Annotated in this window: 19 protein-coding genes and 1 pseudogene; 11 read left to right on the top strand and 9 right to left on the bottom strand. The window is 60.7% G+C overall.

What is annotated here, in order from left to right; genetic code table 11:
* Positions 1-163 precede the first annotated feature (163 nt).
* The 3 genes from DMO26_RS27500 to DMO26_RS27490 form a co-directional block, all read right to left on the bottom strand.
* On the bottom strand, positions 164-796 hold the full coding sequence (locus DMO26_RS27500; protein WP_117195524.1) for a hypothetical protein: 633 nt from the start codon (positions 794-796) through the stop codon (positions 164-166).
* 576 nt (positions 797-1,372) lie between these two features.
* Positions 1,373-2,266 (bottom strand): exodeoxyribonuclease III, encoded by an 894-nt coding sequence (xth, locus tag DMO26_RS27495; RefSeq protein WP_226951438.1) that lies wholly within the window; start codon positions 2,264-2,266, stop codon positions 1,373-1,375.
* Between the two features lie 11 nt (positions 2,267-2,277).
* Positions 2,278-2,454 carry a hypothetical protein gene (locus tag DMO26_RS27490; RefSeq protein ID WP_117195523.1) on the bottom strand — a complete coding sequence of 59 codons (177 nt, stop codon included), beginning with the start codon at positions 2,452-2,454 and terminating at the stop codon, positions 2,278-2,280.
* 198 nt (positions 2,455-2,652) lie between these two features.
* On the opposite strand from DMO26_RS27490, the gene ku (DMO26_RS27485) reads away from it, so the two are divergent.
* From ku (DMO26_RS27485) to ligD (DMO26_RS27475), 3 genes are read left to right on the top strand one after another with little or no spacing between them, the layout of a single operon-like run.
* Complete coding sequence (gene ku / locus DMO26_RS27485) at positions 2,653-3,555, top strand: non-homologous end joining protein Ku (protein ID WP_117195522.1); 903 nt, start codon at positions 2,653-2,655, stop codon at positions 3,553-3,555.
* A 12-nt stretch (positions 3,556-3,567) separates the two neighbouring features.
* Positions 3,568-4,383: a non-homologous end joining protein Ku gene (ku, locus tag DMO26_RS27480; protein WP_117195521.1), complete on the top strand. Its 816-nt coding sequence runs from the start codon at positions 3,568-3,570 to the stop codon at positions 4,381-4,383.
* Complete coding sequence (gene ligD / locus DMO26_RS27475; RefSeq protein WP_117195520.1) at positions 4,380-5,411, top strand: non-homologous end-joining DNA ligase; 1,032 nt, start codon at positions 4,380-4,382, stop codon at positions 5,409-5,411. The genes ku (DMO26_RS27480) and ligD (DMO26_RS27475) overlap by 4 nt, the downstream gene beginning before the upstream one ends.
* A gap of 31 nt (positions 5,412-5,442) precedes the next feature.
* Here the strand turns inward: ligD (DMO26_RS27475) and DMO26_RS27470 are convergent.
* Positions 5,443-5,831 (bottom strand): annotated as a pseudogene (locus DMO26_RS27470) (DUF4112 domain-containing protein).
* Complete coding sequence (gene ligD, locus DMO26_RS27465; RefSeq protein WP_117195519.1) at positions 5,828-8,494, bottom strand: DNA ligase D; 2,667 nt, start codon at positions 8,492-8,494, stop codon at positions 5,828-5,830. Before ligD (DMO26_RS27465) ends, DMO26_RS27470 begins: the two are co-directional and overlap by 4 nt.
* A 653-nt stretch (positions 8,495-9,147) precedes the next feature.
* On the opposite strand from ligD (DMO26_RS27465), the gene DMO26_RS27455 reads away from it, so the two are divergent.
* From DMO26_RS27455 to DMO26_RS27435, 5 genes are read left to right on the top strand one after another with little or no spacing between them, the layout of a single operon-like run.
* A complete protein-coding gene (locus DMO26_RS27455; protein WP_117195517.1) occupies positions 9,148-9,906 on the top strand; it encodes an ImuA family protein in 759 nt (252 codons plus the stop codon).
* The gene (locus tag DMO26_RS27450) at positions 9,824-11,338 is read left to right on the top strand and encodes a Y-family DNA polymerase (RefSeq protein WP_205421268.1); all 1,515 of its coding nucleotides are present in this window, start codon (positions 9,824-9,826) and stop codon (positions 11,336-11,338) included. Before DMO26_RS27455 ends, DMO26_RS27450 begins: the two co-directional genes overlap by 83 nt.
* Positions 11,335-14,601 (top strand): error-prone DNA polymerase, encoded by a 3,267-nt coding sequence (locus tag DMO26_RS27445; RefSeq protein ID WP_117195515.1) that lies wholly within the window; start codon positions 11,335-11,337, stop codon positions 14,599-14,601. Before DMO26_RS27450 ends, DMO26_RS27445 begins: the two co-directional genes overlap by 4 nt.
* A gap of 10 nt (positions 14,602-14,611) precedes the next feature.
* Positions 14,612-15,277 (top strand): SOS response-associated peptidase family protein, encoded by a 666-nt coding sequence (locus tag DMO26_RS27440; RefSeq protein WP_117195514.1) that lies wholly within the window; start codon positions 14,612-14,614, stop codon positions 15,275-15,277.
* Between the two features lie 41 nt (positions 15,278-15,318).
* Positions 15,319-15,963, top strand: coding sequence for an SOS response-associated peptidase (locus tag DMO26_RS27435; RefSeq protein ID WP_117195513.1), 645 nt, complete (start codon positions 15,319-15,321; stop codon positions 15,961-15,963).
* Between the two features lie 13 nt (positions 15,964-15,976).
* Here DMO26_RS27435 and DMO26_RS27430 read toward each other — a convergent pair whose 3' ends face one another.
* The 4 genes from DMO26_RS27430 to DMO26_RS27415 form a co-directional block, all read right to left on the bottom strand.
* Positions 15,977-16,168 (bottom strand): hypothetical protein, encoded by a 192-nt coding sequence (locus DMO26_RS27430; RefSeq protein ID WP_226951437.1) that lies wholly within the window; start codon positions 16,166-16,168, stop codon positions 15,977-15,979.
* 86 nt (positions 16,169-16,254) lie between these two features.
* Entirely contained in the window at positions 16,255-17,064 is an 810-nt protein-coding gene (locus DMO26_RS27425; RefSeq protein WP_117195511.1) for an NAD-dependent epimerase/dehydratase family protein, read from the bottom strand.
* A gap of 4 nt (positions 17,065-17,068) precedes the next feature.
* Complete coding sequence (locus DMO26_RS27420; protein WP_117195510.1) at positions 17,069-17,518, bottom strand: MarR family winged helix-turn-helix transcriptional regulator; 450 nt, start codon at positions 17,516-17,518, stop codon at positions 17,069-17,071.
* A gap of 278 nt (positions 17,519-17,796) precedes the next feature.
* The gene (locus tag DMO26_RS27415) at positions 17,797-18,687 is read right to left on the bottom strand and encodes a LysR family transcriptional regulator (RefSeq protein ID WP_117195509.1); all 891 of its coding nucleotides are present in this window, start codon (positions 18,685-18,687) and stop codon (positions 17,797-17,799) included.
* Positions 18,688-18,782: 95 nt separating this feature from the next.
* Here DMO26_RS27415 and DMO26_RS27410 point away from each other — a divergent pair, with 95 nt between their 5' ends.
* From DMO26_RS27410 to tnpA, 3 genes are all read left to right on the top strand, one after another.
* Positions 18,783-19,877 carry an aldo/keto reductase gene (locus DMO26_RS27410; protein ID WP_117195508.1) on the top strand — a complete coding sequence of 365 codons (1,095 nt, stop codon included), beginning with the start codon at positions 18,783-18,785 and terminating at the stop codon, positions 19,875-19,877.
* A gap of 58 nt (positions 19,878-19,935) precedes the next feature.
* A complete protein-coding gene (locus DMO26_RS27405) occupies positions 19,936-20,481 on the top strand; it encodes a nuclear transport factor 2 family protein (RefSeq protein WP_117195507.1) in 546 nt (181 codons plus the stop codon).
* 227 nt (positions 20,482-20,708) lie between these two features.
* Positions 20,709-21,143 (top strand): IS66-like element accessory protein TnpA, encoded by a 435-nt coding sequence (gene tnpA / locus DMO26_RS27400; RefSeq protein ID WP_117195506.1) that lies wholly within the window; start codon positions 20,709-20,711, stop codon positions 21,141-21,143.
* Positions 21,144-21,217 lie beyond the last annotated feature (74 nt).

Below are 21,217 nucleotides of genomic sequence, written 5' to 3'. Positions count from 1 at the left end.
CAGTTAGCCCGAAGCAGTACGTCCTGTCAATCTGTGGACCCCGCGCCTAGGATTAATGGTCTGTGGCAAAGAGCTCGGTGTGACTCACACCAAGTGAATGGCCGAGGGGGTAGCTGGTGATGATCGAGGACGGGGGCTTCCGTTTCTGAGCTTTTGGGAGGGGCTATCGCAGCAGCCCATCGACGTCGAACTCGTCCCAACCAAGGAGCTTGCTGGCCGCGGCATCAATCTCTCTCTCGACCGTCTTTGGCTTCTTCGCCGCATTCTTGAGCGAACGGGTGAGTTTCGCCCGGTAGGCGGCCTGCCTTCTGTTCTCCGCTCTCGCGGCGATATCCTCTTCACGCCATTCATCGACGGCGCCCCGGTCAAGGAGATCCTCCACCACACGGGGATCGAACACATGGAAGGTGATCTGCCTTGCGCGACCGCTCAGTCGCACCGTGCGTGTTCCGGCGCTCGGAAGACGACCGTCCTTCAGCCAGCGATGCCGTTCGCCCGCGGAGATACCGAGTATGTCCTGGATTTCGCGCGGAATGACCGGCAGGCTTTCGATCCCTTCGAGCGCCCGGGTGACGGCCGCTTTGGTCGAGGCGAACTCCCGCTCGCCTTCTTTCGCCATCCCCAAAACGAGAGCCATGCCGTTCACGTCGAGAGATTTCCGAACGGCCACGGGCAGACTGGCCCGGACTTCCAGAAGTATACCTTTGGCGCGGACGAAGGAGCCGAAAGTGGCGGCGGGCGCCAGTGTCCAGGTCTCCACTAGCGCGGGAGCGATGATGATCTTCTGTTTCGGCATCAAGCGTAGATGGGTTGGGCGTTGCTCGGGATCAACAAGGAAAACGCGGTAGTTCCGACAGGCGTTCAATGCTGGCGCAACAAAAAAGGCCGGGGCGAATTCGCACCGACCTTCTCACGTCGCTCCTCATACCAATGCCAGTACATCCGTGGTCAAAAGCAGAAAGCGACTTCGGCTATCGCGAACATCCCTTGGGACACTCACCAGCGACACCTATGAACGATAGATAGCCACTGATTGTGTTCGTTTCAAGTTCGCAGCATTAACACCAGGGAACTTCGAAGAAGCCACATCGAGGTGTCATCTTGAGATCGCCGTTGGCGTAACTATCTCGAGTCAAATCCTCGACCTGGAGCATCGAGATGGAAGAAGAAACCCTACGCCTCTTCGCAGACGCCGAAATTGAGATCCTGCCGCCGTCGGAGACGCTTTCGGCTGATCCGGCGACGCCCCCATGCGCCTGTTGCGGGCGGCCCGCATCGACCGAGGAAGACTGTTACGGCATTTGCGAAGAATGTCTCTCGCCCTGATTTGGTCGGCGATCCGCACACCGCCGCAGCGATCGCCTGGACGTCGTCACCTTTTCCGTTCTCCTGCAAAGAGCGTCTGCACCTGTCTCGGCGTGATCAAGGCAGACAAGAGACCTCTCAAGGCATCGCCCGGCAAAACTGACCCCTCTTCATCTAAGGTGAATCGGTCATCATCCAGCTCAATCCAAACCGGGGCATGGTCGCTGGTGTGCTCCCATCCACGCGCGAATTTATCGACGCCGCAGGCCTGCAGTCGTTCCCGTAGCGATGGACTGAGCAGGAAATGGTCGATGCGAAGGCCGGCGTCTCTGGCGAAGGCGTTGCGGAAATACTTCCAGAACGTATAGACCCGCTCTTCCGGATGCAGCAGCCTGACGGCGTCCGTCCACCCCATGGCAATCAGCTCGGCATAGGCTGCCCGTACTTCCGGCCGAAACAGGGCATCGTCTCGCCAGCGCTCCGGCTTGTAGACATCGAGATCAGTCGGCATGACGTTGAAATCGCCGACAAGGGCGACCGGCACATCGAGCTCGAACAGTTCCGCCGCATAGGAATGCAGCCGCTCGAACCAGCGGAGTTTGTAGTCGAACTTCGGCCCTGGTGCCGGATTGCCGTTTGGAAGATAAAGGCAGCCGACGATCATGCCATCGATGGCCGCCTCGATATAACGGCTATGGCTGTCGTCGGGATCGCCCGGAAGTCCACGACGTGTCTCACGCGGCTCCTGATCCCGGGCAAGGATTACCACGCCGTTCCAGCTCTTCTGGCCGTGCCAGATGGCGCCATAGCCGGCGCGCTCGATCTCGCGACGCGGAAACTTGTCGTCCGGCGCCTTCAACTCCTGCAGACAGACGACATCGGGTTGAGCTTCCGCCAGCCACCGCAGCACGACCTCTAGCCGGCCATTGATGCCGTTGACATTATAGGTGGCGAGCTTCACCGGCGTTTCCGTCAGTGCTTGCGATCACCCTTGTCGCCCTGACCGGGCTTCGCAGCATGCTTCGCGTCATGGCGAGCATCGGCGGACAGCGATCGCGAGACGTCGACGCTCTCCTTGAACTTGCCGTCATTGTCTCGGCGGACATAACGCTTGTCGGTTCCAGTATCGATCAGTTCGCGCTTGCTCATGTCAGGACTCCTTCAGGGTTGTTCCAGGAAGAAACGCGCGTGGCCACGAAAAGATGCACCGGAATCAAGCGCCTAGCGCGGACTCGCATAACGGGCGGCGCGCTCCGACTAAGTCCTTGAAAAATGATTCGTTTCGACTCGGAACAATTACATTTTGATTCGCTTGAATCGCTTAGGTTGCGTCAGGAGTTATGCGTCATGGTTACCCCAAGAGCGAATTGGAAAGGCTTCATCAAATTCGGAGAGGTCGCTTGTCCAGTGGCGCTCTACACCGCGGCGTCTTCGTCGGAGCGGATTGCCTTCAACACGCTGAACCGCAAGACGGGCAACCGGGTAAAGCGTGAGTTCGTCGACAGCGAGACCGGCGATCCGGTCGAACGGGACGAACAGGTCAAGGGCTACGAGATCGAAAACGGGCAGTACATCATCCTTGAGCCCGAGGAGGTCGCGGCCGCGGTTCCTGATAGCGACAAGACGCTGAAGATCGATGCCTTCATTCCCTGCCACGAGATCGATGATGTCTATTTCGACAAGCCGTACTATCTGGCGCCGGACAAGATGGGCACCGACGCCTTTCTACTGCTGCGCGACGGCATGAAAAAAGCCAAGGTTGCCGCGATCGCCCGCACAGTCCTTTTCCGCCGTGTGCGTACGGTTCTCATCCGGCCACACGGCAAGGGGCTGATCGCCACCACGCTGAACTTCGATTACGAGGTGCGCTCCTCCGAAGAGGCCTTCGAGGAACTTCCCGACCTGAAGATCGAAGGCGAGATGCTTGAGCTCGCAGAGCACATCATCGGCACCAAGAAAGGCAGCTTCGATGCCAGTGCCTTCGACGATCGCTACGAAGCTGCCGTCGCCGAGCTGGTGAAAGCGAAAATCGAGGGCAGGGCGCTACCGAAGAAGAAGGCTCCGCCTGCCTCCAAGCCCAGCGATCTTCTCCAGGCGCTCAGAGAGAGCGCCGGCATTGGTGGGAAGAACGCCGAGCCGAAACGGACCGCCGCCAATGCCAATAAGGGCGCATCGCGCCAGAAGGCCGCGAAACCGGCTGCCGGCGTTAAGGCGAAGTCGACGGCCGCGCCGACGCGGCGCGCGGGCTGATCGGAGGAGACCATGGCCGTTCGCCCCTATTGGAAAGGCTATCTAAAGCTCTCGCTCGTCACGTGCCCGGTGCAGATGATGCCGGCGACCTCGGAGAGCGAGAAGGTTCGTTTCCACACGCTCAATCGCGAGACCCAGAACCGTGTGGTCAGCCACTATGTCGACAGCGTCACCGGCAAGGAGGTCAGAGACGAGGACGAGGTGAAGGGCTATCAGCGTGGTGAGAACGAATACATCATGCTGGAAGACGAAGAGCTTGAGAACGTCGCGCTCGACAGCACAAAGACGATCGACATCTCAACTTTCACGCCGCGCGACAGTGTCGAATGGATCTGGCTGGACACCCCCTATTACCTGTCTCCCAACGATCCCGTCGGGCAGGAGGCTTTTTCCGTCATCCGCGATGCGATGGAGGCGCAGGACATGGTCGGCGTCTCCCGGCTGGTAATCTCCCGACGGGAACGCGCCGTCATGCTTGAGCCACGCGGCAAGGGTATCGTTCTCTGGACGCTACGCTATGGGGATGAAGTGCGTGACGAAGATACCTATTTTTCCGGCATCGATGACGACGAGACGGCGGACAGCGAAATGATGCCCTTGGTACAGCAGCTCATCAAGAAGCAAACCCAGCACTGGAACCCGAAGATGGTCATCGATCCGGTGCAGGATCGGCTGCTCGACATCATTGCGGACAAGAAGAAGGCGCTGAAGAAGCCGTCGAGGGCCAAGGCGAAAGCGTCGGCCTCGGCGCCCGCACCGAACAACGTCATCAACATCATGGATGCTTTGAAAAAGTCAGTCGCGGCCGAGACCCGGTCCGGCAAATGAAAAGACCCGCGAAGCCGCTCCTGCAGGACGATAGTCTTTCCGCCAAATCGCAGCCGCGCCGAAAGCGCGACCCGGCACAGCCGAATCTTCCCTTCGATCCGATGCCAGACCGGGTCGAGCCATGCTTGGCCTTGCTAAAGGCAGCTCCACCCGTCGGACCGGATTGGGTCTACGAGATCAAGTGGGACGGGTACCGTCTGGCGATCCACATCGAGCCAAAGGGCGTCCGCATCATCACGCGCGGCGGCCATGACTGGACGGATCGGTTTCCGGTGATCGCAGCAGCTGCCAGAGAGCTCGGCGTCGGAACTGCGATCCTGGATGGGGAAGCTGTCGTCCTGAATAGCGAGGGCCGATCCGATTTCGGAGCGCTGCAGCGCTCGCTCGGCGGACGCGGTGGCAAGCGTGCCTCTGAAGAATCCGTCCTCGTCGCCTTCGACCTGTTATACTTCGACGGGCACGATCTGACGAAGACCGAGCTATCGGTCCGCCGGCATCTCCTAGCGGACCTGCTGGATGGAGCCGTCGGCGCGATCCAACTTTCCGAGGAGGTACCGGGCAACGGCGCCGAGCTCTTGGAAAACGCCCGGTCGCTTGGACTGGAAGGCATTATCGCCAAGCACAAGGACCGTCCCTATCGATCCGGCCGGACTGGCGACTGGCTGAAGATCAAATGTATTCAGAGTGAGAGCTTCATGATCGTCGGCTACGAGCACTCCGCCACCGCCCGAGGCGGGATCGGCAGCCTGCTGCTTGCCGCCCGGCGCGCCCACGACTGGATCTATGTCGGCGAAGTCGGCACGGGCTTCAAGGAAAAGGACGCAGCCTACCTGAAGAAGACGCTCGACAAGCTGAAGACGAGGACGCCGGTCGTGCCGCTCAAGGGCAAGAATTACGTCTTCGCGCAACCGACGCTGATCGCCGAGATCGAATTCCGTGGCTGGACCGACGACGGCAATCTGCGACACGCATCCTATAAAGGGCTGCGTGAGATCCAGGACAATGCTGCAGTTTACGAGCTCGACTGAGCTGATGTTGGCGGCTGTCGAACGGGCGGGTTCATTCCTGTGTCGGCCATCTGCGATCGAGGTCGGAATGGTCGAGACCGAAATGATCCAGAACGAGATCGAGGTTACGGCGGTTGGATTTGAAGTAGACGTCGAACAGGTCCCCTACCAATGGGACACTTCCGGCCGCCGCATCGAAGCCAATATTGACCAGCATCTTAATAAGCTTGCATTGGGCACGCCGAGCCGCCGCGCCTCGTTGACGATGTATAGACTGATCGCAGCGCCGGCGAAATCCCCGACACCCGGCACCAACCCCATGATTGAATCTGCTCCAAGCGAAAAGCGTGTGCCGGGAAACCCGGTTATGCGGCGCAGGCGGGCCAAACGGCCGACGTTACGGAAACCCGTGTACTGACGATGTGCCCGCTCGTCTGTCATGCCGCCGCTTTCGCCATCTTGCCCAGCCGCTTAATCGCCTGCTCCAGCGAGCGCTGTCCGTCGCAATAGTCCTGCCAAGCGCTGGTTTTCGCCAGAAGTGCAGGCACTGTGCGGACAGTAAACCGCTTCGGGTTCAGATCCGTCTTCACTTGGCTCCAGGTCAGCGGCATCGATACAGTCGCGCCCGGCCGGGCGCGTGGCGACAGCGGTGCGACGGCCGTCGCCATCCGATCATTGCGCAGGTAATCCAGGAAGATCCGGCCGTTGCGCTGGTTCTTTGCCATTTTGATCAGATAAAGCTCGGGGTTCTCGCGTGCCATCTGCATGCAAACATCGTGGGCAAACCCTTTCGCCTCCGGCCAGGTCAGCTTCTTGCCCTTTGCCACGGCCAGCGGAGTGACGACATGCAGACCCTTGCCACCGGTGGTCTTGCAGAAGCTCACAAGACCGAGTTCCTCCAACCGGTCCCGCATTTCTCGGGCGGCTTCGACGACGGTGGAGAAGGGGACATCCGGACCCGGATCGAGGTCGAAGACGAGACGACCGGGTACCTCCGGTTGGCCCGGTTCGCAATTCCAGGGATGTAGTTCGACGCCGCCGATCTGGGCGATGGCCGCAAGGCCCTCGACCCGATCGACCTGCAGATAGGGTTTCCTGTCGCCGAACACCTCCACCAGTTCGAGCAGGTTCGAGGTTCCAGGCATCGCGTGTCGCTGGAAGAACTGCTCGCCGCCGATGCCGTCAGGCGTCCGGATGATCGAGCATGGCCGCCCCTTGATATGGTCGATCAGCCATGGACCGATAGTTTCGTGATACCGGGCAAGATCTTCCTTGGTGACCGGTTCTCCGTCATTGGCATCCGGCCACAGGGGCTTGTCCGGGCTGGAGATCATCACGCCCATCACCTCGGCCTTGGCGTTCTTGCCGCGGGCCTGCCTTGCTGTCTTGGTGCCGGTTGGCGTCGGAGTTTCGGTTACTTTCGTAGGCGAGGCCGGCTTTTCTGCCTCGACCTCGGCTGCAGGCTTGTCTTCGCGCAATCCCTTGAATGCCGCCTGGCGGACCAGTCCATCCGCTGTCCAGCCGGCGAACTGGATCTCCGCGACCAGCTCCGGCTTCACCCAGACGACATTGGGATCCTTTTTCGGGGCGCCGATCCCCGTAAAAGCCGACTTTGAGGCTTCCAGTTCCTGCAGCCTCGGCAGGATCGTCTCGACCGTTTTGGCACCATAGCCGGTCCCGACCCGACCGACATAGACGAAGTGATCACCCCTGAAGACGCCGACCAGCAGCGAACGGAACTTGCCGTCGGTCTTGGCATAGGCGCCGATCACGACTTCATGGCCGGCACGGCACTTGGACTTCGCCCAGGTCTCGGTGCGGCCCGACTGATAGGGAGCATCCGCCTGTTTCGAGACGATGCCTTCCAGTGAGAGCTTGCAGGCCGACTTCAGGACGGCATCTCCGCCAGTCTCGAAATGCTCCACGAACCGCAGGCGTGGATCCTCGCCGGCATCATCCAACAGTTTCTGCAGCCGTTCCTTCCGTTCGGTGAGCGGCAGTTGCCGCAGATCCTCATCGTCGTCGAACAACAGGTCGAAGGCAAAGTAGACCAGCGCATCGGTCTTTCCTTCCGACAGCGCCGCTTGAAGTGCTGCGAAGTCCGGCGCACCATTTTCGTCGAGGGCGCAAATCTCGCCGTCAATGATGGCATCAGGCAGGTTTGCGGCCGATGTTGCAATCGCCGGATATTTTGCCGTCCAGTCCAGGCCCTTTCTGGTCTTCAGCGTCACCTCGCCGTTTTCGATCCGCGCCTGTATGCGGTAGCCATCGAACTTGATCTCGTGGATCCAGCCCTCGGCCGAGGGCGGGCGTTCCAGCGTTTCGCAGAGTTGCGGCGCGATGAAGTCGGGCATTGCGGACTTCGCTGGCTTGGCAGCTTTGGCTGGGGCTGATTTCCTTTTAGTTTTGGTTTCGGCTTTGCGTTCTTCCGCAGCGAGGCCGTGGTTGCTGTCCCAGACCGCATCGGCCTGAACGTCGCCACTCTGGACCATGAACGGCTTCGGCTTCCGGCCCTTGCCGGCGGCGATCGCCTCCATGGTTCGGCCCGAGGCCACCGACGCCGCGTTCTCCTCAAGCACGGCGGCGCCGTTTTCCTCGACCGAAAAATCGTCGTGATGTTTGATCAGCAGCCAGTTGGTCCGCTTGCCGCCGTCGCGGTCGGTGCGCATCCGCACTAGCACGAAGCTGCCATGAAGGCGCTCGCCTTCCAGTGTGAACTTGAAGTCACCTTTGGCGAGCGCCTGCTCCGGCGTTTTGTTGCCTTCCGGCTCCCAGTAGCCACGGTCCCACAACATGACCGTGCCTCCGCCATATTGCCCCTTCGGGATCGTTCCTTCGAAGTCACCGTAGTCCAGCGGGTGGTCTTCGACCTCGACGGCCAACCGCTTGTCGTGCGGATCGAGTGACGGTCCCTTGGTCACCGCCCAGGACTTGAACACCCCATCGAGTTCGAGCCTCAGGTCGTAATGCAGCCGCGTCGCATCGTGTTTCTGGATAACGAAACGCCGGCGGTTCGATGCCTTCAGTTTCGCCGAGCCGCTCGGCTCCTGCGTTTTCTGAAAATCGCGCTTTTGTTTGTAAGTCGAGAGCTTGTCTCTGGCCATGGCAGTCCCCGGTACACATCCGCCTCCTGTCACGTCTGGTTGTCACAGCGCGCGACCTTAGGAAGCAAAAAGCGACAGATTGTCCTTTTGTTCCATGGAGTTGGGCAGGGGCGGTGGACAACAGCGCCATCGGCTTTGAATGACCGACCCGGCCCGTCGGAATTGATATGCGCTTTCGGCATGACTGCGCTGCAGCAAAGCCCATTTAATAGGCGGCCAGAACCTGTATGATGTGACTATCGAAGCGGTGCATCTCCTCCCGCGTTGGTTCGACATGCAGACGTCCTCTCCTCCTCCCAAGGGCGTTTGCGGAACAGCGACACTCCTCCTCCCAGTTGCTGTTTGGTTACTTTCGAAAAGCCTGCCGCACCTCCTCCCGCGGCAGGCTTTTTCGTTTCGGCAGCTGTCACGCCGCCGCATCTTTCAGGTCCTTGTGCAAAACGCGGAAAAAAATGAGGCGGTGGAGTCACTTGGCTCCCGCAGCCTAGGCTCCTGATTCGTTTCATCATTTCGCCCGCAGCGCTTTAGCGGAGCCTAAATAAGCTCGATAAGACCGGCTTGACTCCGTCATGGGCACGGAACAAAAGAAGAACACCAACAATTTTCGGGGACATGAAGTCCATGCAACACGAGCCGAGGGAGGTCCGTGAACGATGTCGCGCGTCCATAGCCCTCGGGTCATCGAGGAACTCAGGGATCGTATTGCGCACCTGGAAGGCGGCGGGGCGAAGAAGCCTGCCGCTTTGCCCTTCGGCGTCCGCGAGATGGACGAGCGATTGCCCGGTGGTGGGCTGGCTTATGGGGCTCTTCACGAGGTCGCCGGTGGCGGCTCTGGCACTGTGGACGGCGCGGCGGCCGCGTTGTTCGCCGCCGGCATTGCCGCGCGCTCGAAGGGCAAGGTCCTATGGTGCCTGACGAGGCCAGACCTGTTTTTCCCCGCCGTCGCCCAAGCCGGCTTGCATCCCGACCGAGTGATCTTCTGCGAAGGCGACAAGGAGGAGGATGTCCTTGCGTCCATGGAAGAAGGGCTCTCCTTCGGTGGCTTGGCAGCCGTGGTCGGGGAGCTGGTTCGATTGCCGATGGTGGCATCCCGGCGGCTGCAGCTGGCCGCCGAAAAGACAGGAACCATGGGGCTTGTTGTCCGCAGGTGGCGGCGGCAGACGGAAGCGTCGGACTTCGGCAATCCGACGGCCTCGATGACACGGTGGAGGGTGAGCGTGCTTCCGTCGGAGGAGCTGCCGGTCGCGGGTGTCGGCCGGGCCCGATGGCTCTTGGAATTGATGCGCGTGAAGGCAGGCGAGTGTGCTGAGTTCGAGATAGGAGCCTGTGATGCCAAGGGTCGTGTGTGTCTACTTCCCCACTCTGCCAACAGACCGGATACGTCGACATGGAGAGGGAGCCGTGCCAGCTGATCAGCCGCTCGTCGTCATCTCGAAATCGGGGTCGAAACGCTGGATCTCGGCGGCCGATACCGCCGCGCGCAAACTGGGCCTCAAGATCGGCATGCCGGCGAGCAAAGCCCAGGCCATCGTCGCCAATCTGACGATGATCGATGCCGATCCCAGCGCCGACGCTGCTGCCCTGGAACGACTGGCGCTATGGGCGCTCCGCCAGTACAGCCCGGTCGTCGCCGTCGATGGTGTGGACGGGATCGTCATGGACACGGAGGGCGCCGATCACCTGCAGGGCGGTGAAGATCTGCTGATCTCCGGGTTGGTCAACGGGCTGAGGGGACGGGGCCTCACCGCACGTGCGGCGGTCGCGGATACATGGGGAGCCGCGCATGCCATCACCCGCGTGACGTCGGCCGAAACGACGGTTGTCCCGGTCGGCGGCGTTGCGAGAGCGGTGACTGGCCTGCCGATCCACTGTCTGCGTCTTCCGCCAGACACAATCCATGGACTGCGGGTGATGGGCGTCGAGACGGTTGGGGAGCTCTCGGCAATGCCGCGCGCTCCGTTGACGCTGCGATATGGGCCTGAGGTGGGGCGCCGCCTCGATCAGCTCTTCGGGCGAATGGCGGAACCCCTCGAACCTTTGCGCACTCCGGAGCTTGTCGAGGCAGCGAAGAACTTTCAGGAGCCGATCGGCGCGGCGGAGACGATCGCCAAATATGTGCGCCGACTGGTTGGTGAGCTCACTTCTAAGCTTGAGGCACGCGGTCTCGGCGTCAGGCGTTCCGATCTTGTCATCCATCGTGTCGATAACACCCGCCAGTGCATTCGAGCCGGGTTGGCAAAACCGGTGCGTGACCCCGCCAGACTGTCAAAGCTTCTCTGCGATCGCATCGAAAAGATCGATCCCGGCTTCGGTATCGAACGGATGGTGCTTGTCGCCATCATGGCAGAGCCACTCGAGGAGCGGCAGGCCGCATCCTCTCTGATCGAAGAACCCGTGGTCGACGTGACACCGCTTGTCGACATTCTCGGCAATCGCGGCCAGCGGCTTTACCGGGTCACCCCCGTCGCCTCCGACGTTCCCGAGCGATCGGTGATGCGCGTCGGCCCGACGGCTGACGAAACCGGGGCGACATGGGCTGCAAAATGGCCGAGGCCCTCGCGGCTGCTGGCAAACCCGGAACGGATCGACGTCACCGCTCTGCTTCCCGACCAGCCGCCGGCTGTATTCACCTGGCGTGGCAAACGCCGCCGGGTGAAGCGTGCGGACGGCCCGGAGCGGATATTCGGCGAGTGGTGGCTTCGTCCGAGAGAACATGCCGCCGTTCGGGACTATTTCGTTGTCGAGGACGAGGCGGGTGAACGCTACTGGGTCTATCGCGCCGGTGACGGGGTGGATGCTGAGACGGGCTCGCACCTCTGGTTTCTGCATGGGGTGTTTGGATGAGATATGCCGAACTTCAGGTCACCACGCATTTCTCGTTCCTGCGTGGAGCGAGTTCGGCCGAGGAACTTTTTGCCACCGCGGCCGCGCTTGGCATAGACGCTCTTGGCGTGGTCGATCGCAATTCGCTTGCCGGGATCGTGCGGGCATGGGAGGCGGCAAAGACCACGGGCGTTAGACTGGTCGTCGGCTGTCGGCTCGATCTTTCCGACGGTACGTCGATCCTGGTCTACCCGACCGACCGGCCAGCCTATTCGCGGCTGACCCGCCTGCTTTCGCTTGGCAAGAGCCGGGGCGGCAAGGGCAAGTGCATCCTTGATCTGTCGGACGTGGAAGCCTACAGCGCTGGGCTGATTGCGATTCTTGTCCCGGATGAGGCCGACGAGACCACTGCAGGCCAGCTCAGGAAGATCGCTGCGATTTTCGGCGATAGGGCCTATGTCTCACTGTGCCTGCGCCGTCGCCCGAATGATCGCCTGCGGCTTCACAATCTCTCGAACCTGGCCGCTCGCCACAAGGTCAAAACGGTCGTCACCAACGACGTTTTGTTTCATGATCCAAGTCGCCGGCAGTTGCAGGACATCGTCACCTGCATCCGCAATCGCACCACGATCGACAGCGTAGGCTTCGATCGCGAGCGACATGCCGATCGGTTCTTAAAGGGGCCGGAAGAAATGCACCGGCTGTTCTCGGGATATCCGGAGGCGCTGGCACGAACGCGCGAAATCGTCGATCGCTGTCGTTTCGACATGAGCGAGCTGCAATACCAGTACCCGGAGGAGGCCCTGGTGCCCGGTCTCGATGCCCAGCAGTCGCTGACCAAGTTCGCCTGGGAGGGCGCCGCAAACCGGTACCCGGAGGGGATCCCCGACAAGGTCCGCAAGGCGATCCTGCATGAGCTCGAACTCATCCGGGTGATGAAATACGCACCATACTTCCTCACCGTCTACAGCATCGTCCGGTATGCCCGGTCGCAAGGCATTCTCTGCCAGGGAAGAGGATCGGCTGCCAATTCTGCCGTCTGTTACTGCCTCGGCATCACCAGCATCAACCCGGAAGCCGGTGACCTGTTGTTCGAGCGGTTCGTGTCGATGGAACGCGACGAGCCTCCGGATATCGACGTCGATTTCGAGCACGCCCGCCGCGAAGAGGTCATCCAGTGGATCTACGAGACCTATGGCCGCTCGCGCTCTGCGCTCTGTTCCACCGTCACCCGCTACCGTGCCAAGGGCGCGCTGCGCGATGTCGGCAAAGCCTTAGGGCTACCAGAAGACCTGATCACGCAGCTCTCCTCTGGGGTCTGGGGCTGGTCGGAAGGCGTCGGCGAGAAGCAGCTCAAGGACAATAACATGAACACGGCGGATTACCGTCTGAAGCTGGCGCTGGACCTTTCGGCCCAGCTGATGGGCGCGCCCCGCCATCTCGGCCAGCATCCGGGCGGTTTCGTTCTGACCCAGGATCGGCTCGACGATCTGGTGCCGATCGAACCGGCGACCATGAAGGACCGGCAGGTCGTGGAATGGGACAAGGACGACATCGAGGCACTGAAGTTCATGAAGGTCGATGTGCTGGCACTCGGCATGCTGACCTGCATGGCGAAATCGTTCGAGCTGCTGAGGGAACACAAGAACATTCCTATGGGGCTGACCGATATCGAGCAGGAAGACGCGGCCACTTACGCGATGATCCGAAAGGCCGATACGCTCGGCACGTTCCAGATCGAAAGCCGCGCCCAGATGGCGATGTTGCCCCGCCTGAAGCCTCGCACGTTTTACGACCTCGTCGTGCAGGTGGCGATCGTCCGGCCGGGACCTATCCAGGGGGACATGGTGCACCCGTATCTGCGGCGGCGCGAAGGCAAGGAGAAGGTCGAGTATCCGACGCCCGAACTCGAAGCCGTTCTCGGCAAGACGCTTGGCGTTCCGCTGTTTCAGGAGAGCGCGATGAAGGTCGCAATGACCTGCGCCGGATTCACGGCAGGCGAAGCCGACCAGTTGCGCCGGGCAATGGCGACGTTCAAGTTTACAGGCGGGGTTTCGAAGTTCAAGGACAAGCTCGTCGATGGCATGGTCAAGAACGGCTACAGCCGGGAATTTGCGGAGAAAACCTTCACCCAGCTCGAAGGCTTCGGCTCCTATGGCTTTCCCGAAAGCCACGCCGCGAGCTTCGCGCTGATCGCCTATGCAAGTTCGTGGGTCAAGTGTCACCACCCCGACGTCTTTTGTGCCGCCCTGCTGAACAGCCAGCCGATGGGATTTTACAGCGTCGCGCAGATCGTCCAGGATGCGAGAAACCACGGTGTCGAAGTTCGACCTGTCTGTGTGAACCGCTCCCGCTGGGACTGCACGATGGAGCGGATCGGCAATTCCGACCGGTTTGCTGTCAGGCTTGGCATGCGCCTCGTGAAGGGACTGTCCACCAACGATGCCGCCCGGATCATCCTGGCTCGGGGAGATCAGCCGTTCGCATCGGCCGATGACATGTGGCGACGTTCCGGCGTGTCTCCGTCTTCGCTGGTCAAGCTGGCGGAGGCAGATGCTTTCCTGCCGTCGCTGCAATTGGAGCGGCGGCAGGCACTCTGGGATATCAAGGCGCTCCGGGATGAACCCCTGGAGCTTTGGGCGGCCGCCGCTGAGCGCGAGGCCAAGGTGATCGCCGAAATGCAGGAGCCCGAAGTAGCCCTGAAATTGATGACCGAGGGCAGGGAGGTTGTCGAGGACTACTCGCATACCGGTCTCACGTTGCGAGCGCATCCGGTCTCGTTTCTCCGAAAGGACCTCAATCGCAAAGGCATCGTTACCTGTGCCGAGGCGATGGGACAACGCGACGGTAGATGGCTTTGGACGGCCGGTCTGGTTCTCGTGCGACAACGACCGGGATCGGCCAAGGGCGTGATGTTCCTGACTCTGGAAGACGAGACCGGTATCGTCAACGCGGTCGTCTGGCCGTCGCTGTTCGAACGCCAGCGGCGGGTCCTGATGACGGCGAGCATGATGGCCATCAACGGGCGCATTCAGCGGGAAGGCGAGGTTGTTCATCTCGTTGCCCAGCGTCTGTTCGATTTCTCCTCCGACCTGGCAAGCGTTGGTAACCGGGACGGCGGCCTCGGCGACTTCAGGCTTCCCCATGGCCGCGGCGATCAGGTCAAGCACGGAGGAGGACCGGATCCACGGGATAATCCCAAACCCGCTGTGCAAGCTCGCGATATATATATACCTGATCTCCATATCGATAATTTGAAAATCAAATCCAGAAACTTCCACTGAGGAGACCGCTGTGTCGCGCCGGTTTGCAGTCACCAAAAGCCTGGAGGAAATTGTCACGCATTTCGCGGTCGACATGGCGCCGGCCCTTGAGGTGCCGAGCGAGACAGTCGAAGGCACTCCCGGACTGATCGTGCTGGAGAAGGATGGACTGCGGCTGCTGAAGTCGATTCCTTGGGGCTTCCCACGGCAGACACGCGACATGCGACGGGAAGGCGAGCCCCCGAGCCGAATAGGCCTTGTTGCCGATCTCACCAATCCGCTCTGGGACCGCATCGTCGTTCATCCCAGATATCGCTGCTTGATCCCTCTGACACACTTCGCAAATCCCGACGGTGTAAAAGGGGCAAAAACCCGATCGTGGTTTTCGAAGAACCGCCAACCTTTGATGGCCTGGGCGGGCTTTGCCAAGAACACGCCCGACTTCGGTCCCGTGTTCGCCGGCATGACCATGACCGCCAACGAGAAGATCAGGCCGTTCAACGATCGCATGCCGGTTTTGCTCAATCCGGACGAATACGACCGCTGGCTTCATGGCCCGATCGAGGACGTCATCGCCTTCCAGTTCCGCGAGCCGCCGCCATCCGATGACTTCGAAATCCTTCATAGCCGCGACCGCTGGCAAAGCGGCGTTTCGCCCTCCAAGGCTTCACCCCGTCGGGACAACATGCTTATGTAACCGAGGTCTCCTGCTCGGTTTCCAGTCGAAAGGTCTGCAGAATGTGTAACTTGTACACCGTCCGTCTGTCCGCTGCGGAAGTGGCCGCGCACTTTCGCGTACCGAACCCGATGCAGTCGAACGCCCCGGAGGAAGTCTATCCGGGCACGCCGGGGATGGTGGTGACGGAGAATGAGGGTGTTCGCGAGCTCCGCTCAATGGTCTGGGGCTTTCCGCTGCGCCTGAAAGGCATGAAGCCGGAAGCAAAGCCAAAGCCGGTCAACAACATCGCGGATCTTACAAAAGGCATGTGGATCGGCCTGGCGCGAAAGCCGCAATGGCGGTGTCTGATCCCCGTAACGGGTTTTGCCGAAGCCGAGGGTGAAAAGGGCAGGATGACAAGGACATGGTTCTCACTGAAAGACCAGCCTGTCTTCGCATGGGCGGGCCTGTGGCGCATCAGCGACGAATGGGGTCCGGTCTACTCCGGTGTCATGACGGACGCGAACGAAGCGATCCTACCGGTGCACAATCGCATGCCGGTTCTCTTGCACGCCGACGAATACGAACAATGGCTTCACGGCAGCTTCGAAGATGCGCTCGCATTCCAGAAGCGGACGTTTCCGCCTGAACTCGTGACGATGGAGCGGACCAACGAGCTATGGGCGAAAAAGAAAGCGGCACCTGAAGCACCCCTCCTTCTTTGAAGACGAGGCGCTTCTAAAGGCTTGCAAACCAGTCGGCATAAGGCGTGTTCTTCGCCATGTGCCTGTTGTAGTCAGGCGCGCCGTCGTTCCACCAGGGGTCGCCGCGCTCGCCGAGAGCAACTTTCGCCTGATTGATCAGATACCGGGCCGTCCTGATGGCTACCGGATCTCCCTTCGCATCGCGGACGGCACGTCTTGCTGACATCAGTTCATGGACCTGTCGGTTGTCGTCGCCACAACGCATTGCCTCGCCCAATGCTGGAGAAGGTTGGAGAAATTCCGCGCTTTGATTCAGAGATGTCCCTCCTGCCAGGCTTGATAGACGGTCCTGATACTGGGATGAAAACCCAGGCTGCGGGCGAGGGACGTATCGACATGCAGATACCAGGGGTTTGGGAGAGGCTCGCAACTTGGGTCCAGCCGCCTGCCCACCATGCCCGCGAGTTCGTAAACGGAGGAGGGCGCCTCGTCGGCGACGTTCACGATGCGCCGATCGAATACACCTTGCAGCGCCAGTGTGACTGCCTGGGCGATGTCACGATGGTGGATCGTGCTCATGCGCTGGGCCGGATGCCAGCTGCTGACGTGCTTGGGAAGAGATTCGAGATGTCCGTCTCCATCGCCATAGACGAAGGGGAAGCGCAGGATCGACCAGTTCAACCCGCTTTCGCGCAGTTCCTTTTCTGCGGCGACCTTGCTTGCGGGATAGGCGTGCTGGGGATCAACCGGGTCGTCTTCCCTTCCCGGATGCGGATTGTCCTTATTGTAGACGTGGCTGGTGCTCGACATGATGAACCGCGCGTCGGGAGCATGCGCCTCCACGGCGGAAATCAGGTTGCGTGTCCCGTCGAGGTTGCTCTTCCAGATAAGATCGGCGTCTTGCGTTCGAAAGACGGCGGCAAGGTGCACGATGGCAGAAACCCCCTGGACGGCGTTGGGCAGGGTCGAAGGTTCGAGAATATCGCCTGTCACGGCTTCTATTCCTTCGGGGCAGCCCTTGCCCGCCCGCAGCAGGACACGGCAGGCGAAGCCGGCCTCAACCAACCGCGGCAATAGTCGTTCGCCGACAAGCCCGGTGGCTCCGGTGATCAATACGCTCATTTGCTCAATCCTTTCGCAACAGGGTCTGCAATCGCTCGGTCGCTGATTTGAGGACGCGGATGGTCGTGGCAAGGTCGGCCTCGTCGACACCGCCGAAAGCAGCATCGTGAATGAAAGAAAGATCGGGGATCCGGCGCCACAACGCATCGCCGGCGGCTGTCAAAGTCAGCAGACGTTGACGCTGATCGCCTCCATCCGCAGTCTGCGCGACCAGATCTTTGCGGACGAGCGTGGCGATGATGCCGCTCAAAGTCGCGCGTTCCAGTTCAAGTGCGCGGCCGATGTCGCGCTGGACGGACGGGCCGTTGTTGACGAGATACCAAAGCACATACCATTGCGTGGATCCGAGATCGAATGGCCGCAGGCGCTCGTCCATGAGAGCGCGGCCCGCGAAGTAACACCGCTTCGTCCATGCTCCCACAGAGAGGTCTTTGGTGTCGGCCTGATCGCGCATGGAAACAGCCTGCTCATTTTGTTCGCTACCATACGATAATTGCAAGGTAGCGAACGAATGTCAAGGTTCGATGTGGCCGAATTCGGATGGGGTGACCTCAGGGGTGCTGAGTCAGAAAGCTGGACGGCCTCTTGGACCAAGCGATGCGATCAGGCGGGCGATCCAGATGACCATCCGCGATGGGACCACGGCTTCAAGGTAGCCGCGGCCCTCGGGCGTTCTGCCTCGTAGCGGCCCGACCCGGCAATGACCGTGATGACGACGATGTCGTGGGGGCGCTATCGCCACTGCTTCACATGGTCGACGAGTGCACGCAGTTTTGGAGCGAGATTGCGCCGGCTGGGGTAATAGAGAAAGAAGCCGGCAAACGGAGGGCAATAGTCCTGAAGGAGAGGGATCAACTGACCGGATTCGACATAGGGTCTGAACGTGTCTTCCATACCGAAGGTGATGCCGCCGCCGGCACAGGCTGTGCGGATCATAAGCCACATGTCATTGGTGGTGATCTGCGGGTCGACAGCCACGTCGAACTCACGTCCATTCTGCTCGAACTCCCAACGATAGGGCGCACTGTGTGGCGCTGGGCGCCAGCCTATACAACGATGGGCCGAAAGTTCCGAAGGATGTCCGGGCTTGCCGAAACGTTCGATGTAGGACGGTGCGGCGAAGGCGCCCTGCCGCTGATCGCCCGAGACCGGAACGGCAATCATGTCCTGGTCGATGACTTCGCCCAGTCGCACCCCAGCGTCACAACCTTCCGCGACGATGTCGAATTCCTCGTCCGTTACAGTTACGTCAACCTGAACTGCGGGAAAGGCATCCGCGAAACGCGCTAAAAGCGGCCCGGATATGAACTGTTCGGCGATGGACGATACTGCCAGCCTCAACAGTCCGCTCGGTGCGCTGTCGCGGTCCGCCGTCGCGTCGAGCGCCATGCCGACTTCGGAAATAGCCGGCGAAATGCGCTGATAAAGCTGTTCGCCGGCCTCTGTGAGACTGACGCTGCGTGTCGTGCGCTGCACAAGGGCGACGCCCAGCCGATCTTCGAGACGGCGGATGGTCTGGCTGACCGCTGGCCGGGTGACGCCCAAATTCTCCGCGGCAACGCGAAAGCTCCGCGCTTCGGCGACCGCCAAGAAAACAGAAATGCCGTTCAGATCGATTGCCATTGGTTAGTAAATATTACCAGCTTGGTCACTATTGAGCAAGTTGTCCCATCTTATCGATACGCCTAACTTTGTCTCACTAACAGGAGACAGCCAACATGACGCTTGATCACTACAGACTTCTTGGAAGGTCGGGTTTGCGCATTTCGCCATTGAGCCTTGGAACGATGACCTTCGGTTCCGAGTGGGGATGGGGTGCGGACGGCGATGAGGCCCGCCGCATCTTCGATCTCTATGTCGATCGCGGCGGTAACTTCGTCGACACATCGGTGAACTACACCAATGGAGGCGCCGAACGTTTGCTAGGAACCTTTATCGGCGACAAGCGCGAGCGGATCGTTCTTGCGACGAAATTTACGATGGCACGCGACCCGGCCAACCCGAACTCAGGCGGTAACCACCGCCTGAACATGGTACGCTCCGTTGAGCAGAGCTTGAAGCAACTCGCCACGGATCGCATCGACCTCCTTTATCTGCATGCGTGGGACATGACGACCCGGCCGGATGAGGTCATGCGAGGGCTCGACGACCTCGTTCGGTCCGGAAAGGTACTCTATCTCGGCATTTGCAACACGCCTGGATGGCGCGTTGCGCAAATGCAGACGCTCGCCGACATTCGCGGCTGGTCGCCTTTCGTGGCGCTGCAGATCGAATACAGCCTCGTGGAACGGACGGTGGAGCACGAGCTTATGCCGGCGGCTGAGGCTCTGGGCCTTGGGGTGCTCCCGTGGTCACCGCTCGGCGGTGGCGTCCTCACGGGCAAATATTCCCTTGCCGACGTCGAGGATTCACGAGAGGCGGCTGTGTCCGCCAGCCGCAAGGGTGTCATAGCGTCGTCCGGGCACCTCAACGAGCGCGCGATCGAAATTGCGGACGAGGTTCGAGCCGTCGCCGAAGAGGCCAACTCCACACCATCGCAAGTGGCGCTTGCGTGGACGCTAGCCAATCCGACGGTCGTCTCCCCTATCATCGGCGCCCGCACGCTCGCTCAGGCCGAAGACAATCTTGGAGCTCTGGATCTGCTGCTGACGCCGGAACAATTGGATCGTTTAAACCGGATCAGCGCCCCGAGCCCCGTTTTTCCCGCTCGCTTCACGCATCGTCCCCTCGTCCAGCAACTGATCTTCGGCAACGCCGCGATCGAACGCCGCGGCTGCCCTTCAGACAATGTGAGGCCTGTCGACGGTGCATGATCTTCATGCCAGTCGATAGGTCCCAACAAGCCCTCAGCAACAGGAAAGGACCGATATCATGACCCTCCAGAGGTGCCACCATATCGCCCGCGCGAGCCGAACAGCTCTGATTGCATTGGGATTGCTGTCGCTCGCCGTGCCGGGCGCAGCCTTCGCCAACACCGCGGCAACGCAGGCTACGGACAGTGCCGCGATCGAGCAACGAAACAAAGCGATCGTGGAAGCCGCCTTCGAAAAGTGGCGTGGAGGCACCTATGTCTTCGCGGAACTTCTCGCTCCCGATGTCGTCTGGACGATCCATGGCTCCGGACCGGTCGCCGGCACCTATCTTAACCAGAAGGACTTCATCGAACAGGCATCGCGTCCTCTGACCAGCCGGCTCGCGACCCCCATCGCGCCGGAGGTGCACAACATCTTCGCCGACGGCGACACGGTCATCATCCGCTTCGACGGAACAGCGACCACGACGTCGGGCGCTCCTTATCGCAACCAGTTCGTCTGGATACTCAAAATGAAGGACGGCCTCGTCGCCAATGCGGAGGCCTTTCTGGACCTCGTTGCCTATCAGCAGGTCGTCGACAACAACGCCCCGCGGTCCCAATGACCGACGCCCGCGGTTCGGCGGATCTGAGCGTCTGCCGAACCGCACCAAGCATCCATGCGCGATCGCCTCCAAACCGAGAACCCTAGTGGAGCCAGACCATGCGACAGGCATTTGCAGCACTCATCACGGCCACTCTTTTGTATCCGTCCGAGCGAGACCGCCTGTGAATATTGATTAAAACAGTTCAGACCCTGTCCTTATTCCCATGCATAAGGACAGTTGGACGGATGGAGATTTTGAGAGGAGACAGTGGGTCTCGGGTGAGCCGTCTTGAGGTGATCAACACCGGACGGCGGCGTCGCTTTACGGAAGATGAGAAGCTGCGGATTGTCGCAGAAAGCTTTGCGGGGAGAGGCCAGGCGTCGGCCACGGCCCGTCAGTACGGCATCAGCCGCTCGCTGTTGAACCGTTGGCGCAAGTCGGTTCGCCAGGGTTTGCACGGCCAGAAACAAACCGATGGTTTTGTGCCGGCGTTCGTCATGCCGGAAACTTTTGTGCCGGTGAAGCAGGCCACTCCACCTGCTGCGATGGAGCATCCGGCGGCGTCTTCTTCCGGTCGCATGGAGATTGTCGCGGCGAACGGCCGTCGCGTGGTCGTGGACGGCAGCGTCGACGTTGAGGCGCTGCTGCGGATCATGCGAGGGCTGGAGACGTTGCGATGATCACGCTTCCTTCCGGTCAAAATGTGCGGGTGTGGATTGCAACGGGCCATACGGACATGCGGTGTGGGTTTCCA

It is taken from the genome of Rhizobium terrae, assembly GCF_003425685.1.
Taxonomy (GTDB): domain Bacteria; phylum Pseudomonadota; class Alphaproteobacteria; order Rhizobiales; family Rhizobiaceae; genus Neorhizobium; species Neorhizobium terrae.
The sequence above is the reverse complement of the archived record's forward strand: the minus strand, read 5'-3'. Positions and strand labels throughout refer to the sequence as shown.

Coding starts and splice junctions, on each gene's coding strand:
- DMO26_RS27405 (WP_117195507.1), top strand. CDS start 19,936: ATGACCCTCCAGAGGTGCCACCATATCGCCCGCGCGAGCCGAACAGCT.
- DMO26_RS27490 (WP_117195523.1), bottom strand. CDS start 2,454: ATGAGCAAGCGCGAACTGATCGATACTGGAACCGACAAGCGTTATGTC.
- DMO26_RS27455 (WP_117195517.1), top strand. CDS start 9,148: ATGTCGCGCGTCCATAGCCCTCGGGTCATCGAGGAACTCAGGGATCGT.
- DMO26_RS27420 (WP_117195510.1), bottom strand. CDS start 17,518: ATGCGCGATCAGGCCGACACCAAAGACCTCTCTGTGGGAGCATGGACG.
- DMO26_RS27450 (WP_205421268.1), top strand. CDS start 9,824: ATGCCAAGGGTCGTGTGTGTCTACTTCCCCACTCTGCCAACAGACCGG.
- DMO26_RS27500 (WP_117195524.1), bottom strand. CDS start 796: ATGCCGAAACAGAAGATCATCATCGCTCCCGCGCTAGTGGAGACCTGG.
- DMO26_RS27410 (WP_117195508.1), top strand. CDS start 18,783: ATGACGCTTGATCACTACAGACTTCTTGGAAGGTCGGGTTTGCGCATT.
- DMO26_RS27415 (WP_117195509.1), bottom strand. CDS start 18,687: ATGGCAATCGATCTGAACGGCATTTCTGTTTTCTTGGCGGTCGCCGAA.
- ku (WP_117195521.1), top strand. CDS start 3,568: ATGGCCGTTCGCCCCTATTGGAAAGGCTATCTAAAGCTCTCGCTCGTC.
- DMO26_RS27430 (WP_226951437.1), bottom strand. CDS start 16,168: ATGTCAGCAAGACGTGCCGTCCGCGATGCGAAGGGAGATCCGGTAGCC.
- ligD (WP_117195520.1), top strand. CDS start 4,380: ATGAAAAGACCCGCGAAGCCGCTCCTGCAGGACGATAGTCTTTCCGCC.
- DMO26_RS27425 (WP_117195511.1), bottom strand. CDS start 17,064: ATGAGCGTATTGATCACCGGAGCCACCGGGCTTGTCGGCGAACGACTA.
- DMO26_RS27435 (WP_117195513.1), top strand. CDS start 15,319: ATGTGTAACTTGTACACCGTCCGTCTGTCCGCTGCGGAAGTGGCCGCG.
- ku (WP_117195522.1), top strand. CDS start 2,653: ATGGTTACCCCAAGAGCGAATTGGAAAGGCTTCATCAAATTCGGAGAG.
- DMO26_RS27445 (WP_117195515.1), top strand. CDS start 11,335: ATGAGATATGCCGAACTTCAGGTCACCACGCATTTCTCGTTCCTGCGT.
- tnpA (WP_117195506.1), top strand. CDS start 20,709: ATGGAGATTTTGAGAGGAGACAGTGGGTCTCGGGTGAGCCGTCTTGAG.
- ligD (WP_117195519.1), bottom strand. CDS start 8,494: ATGGCCAGAGACAAGCTCTCGACTTACAAACAAAAGCGCGATTTTCAG.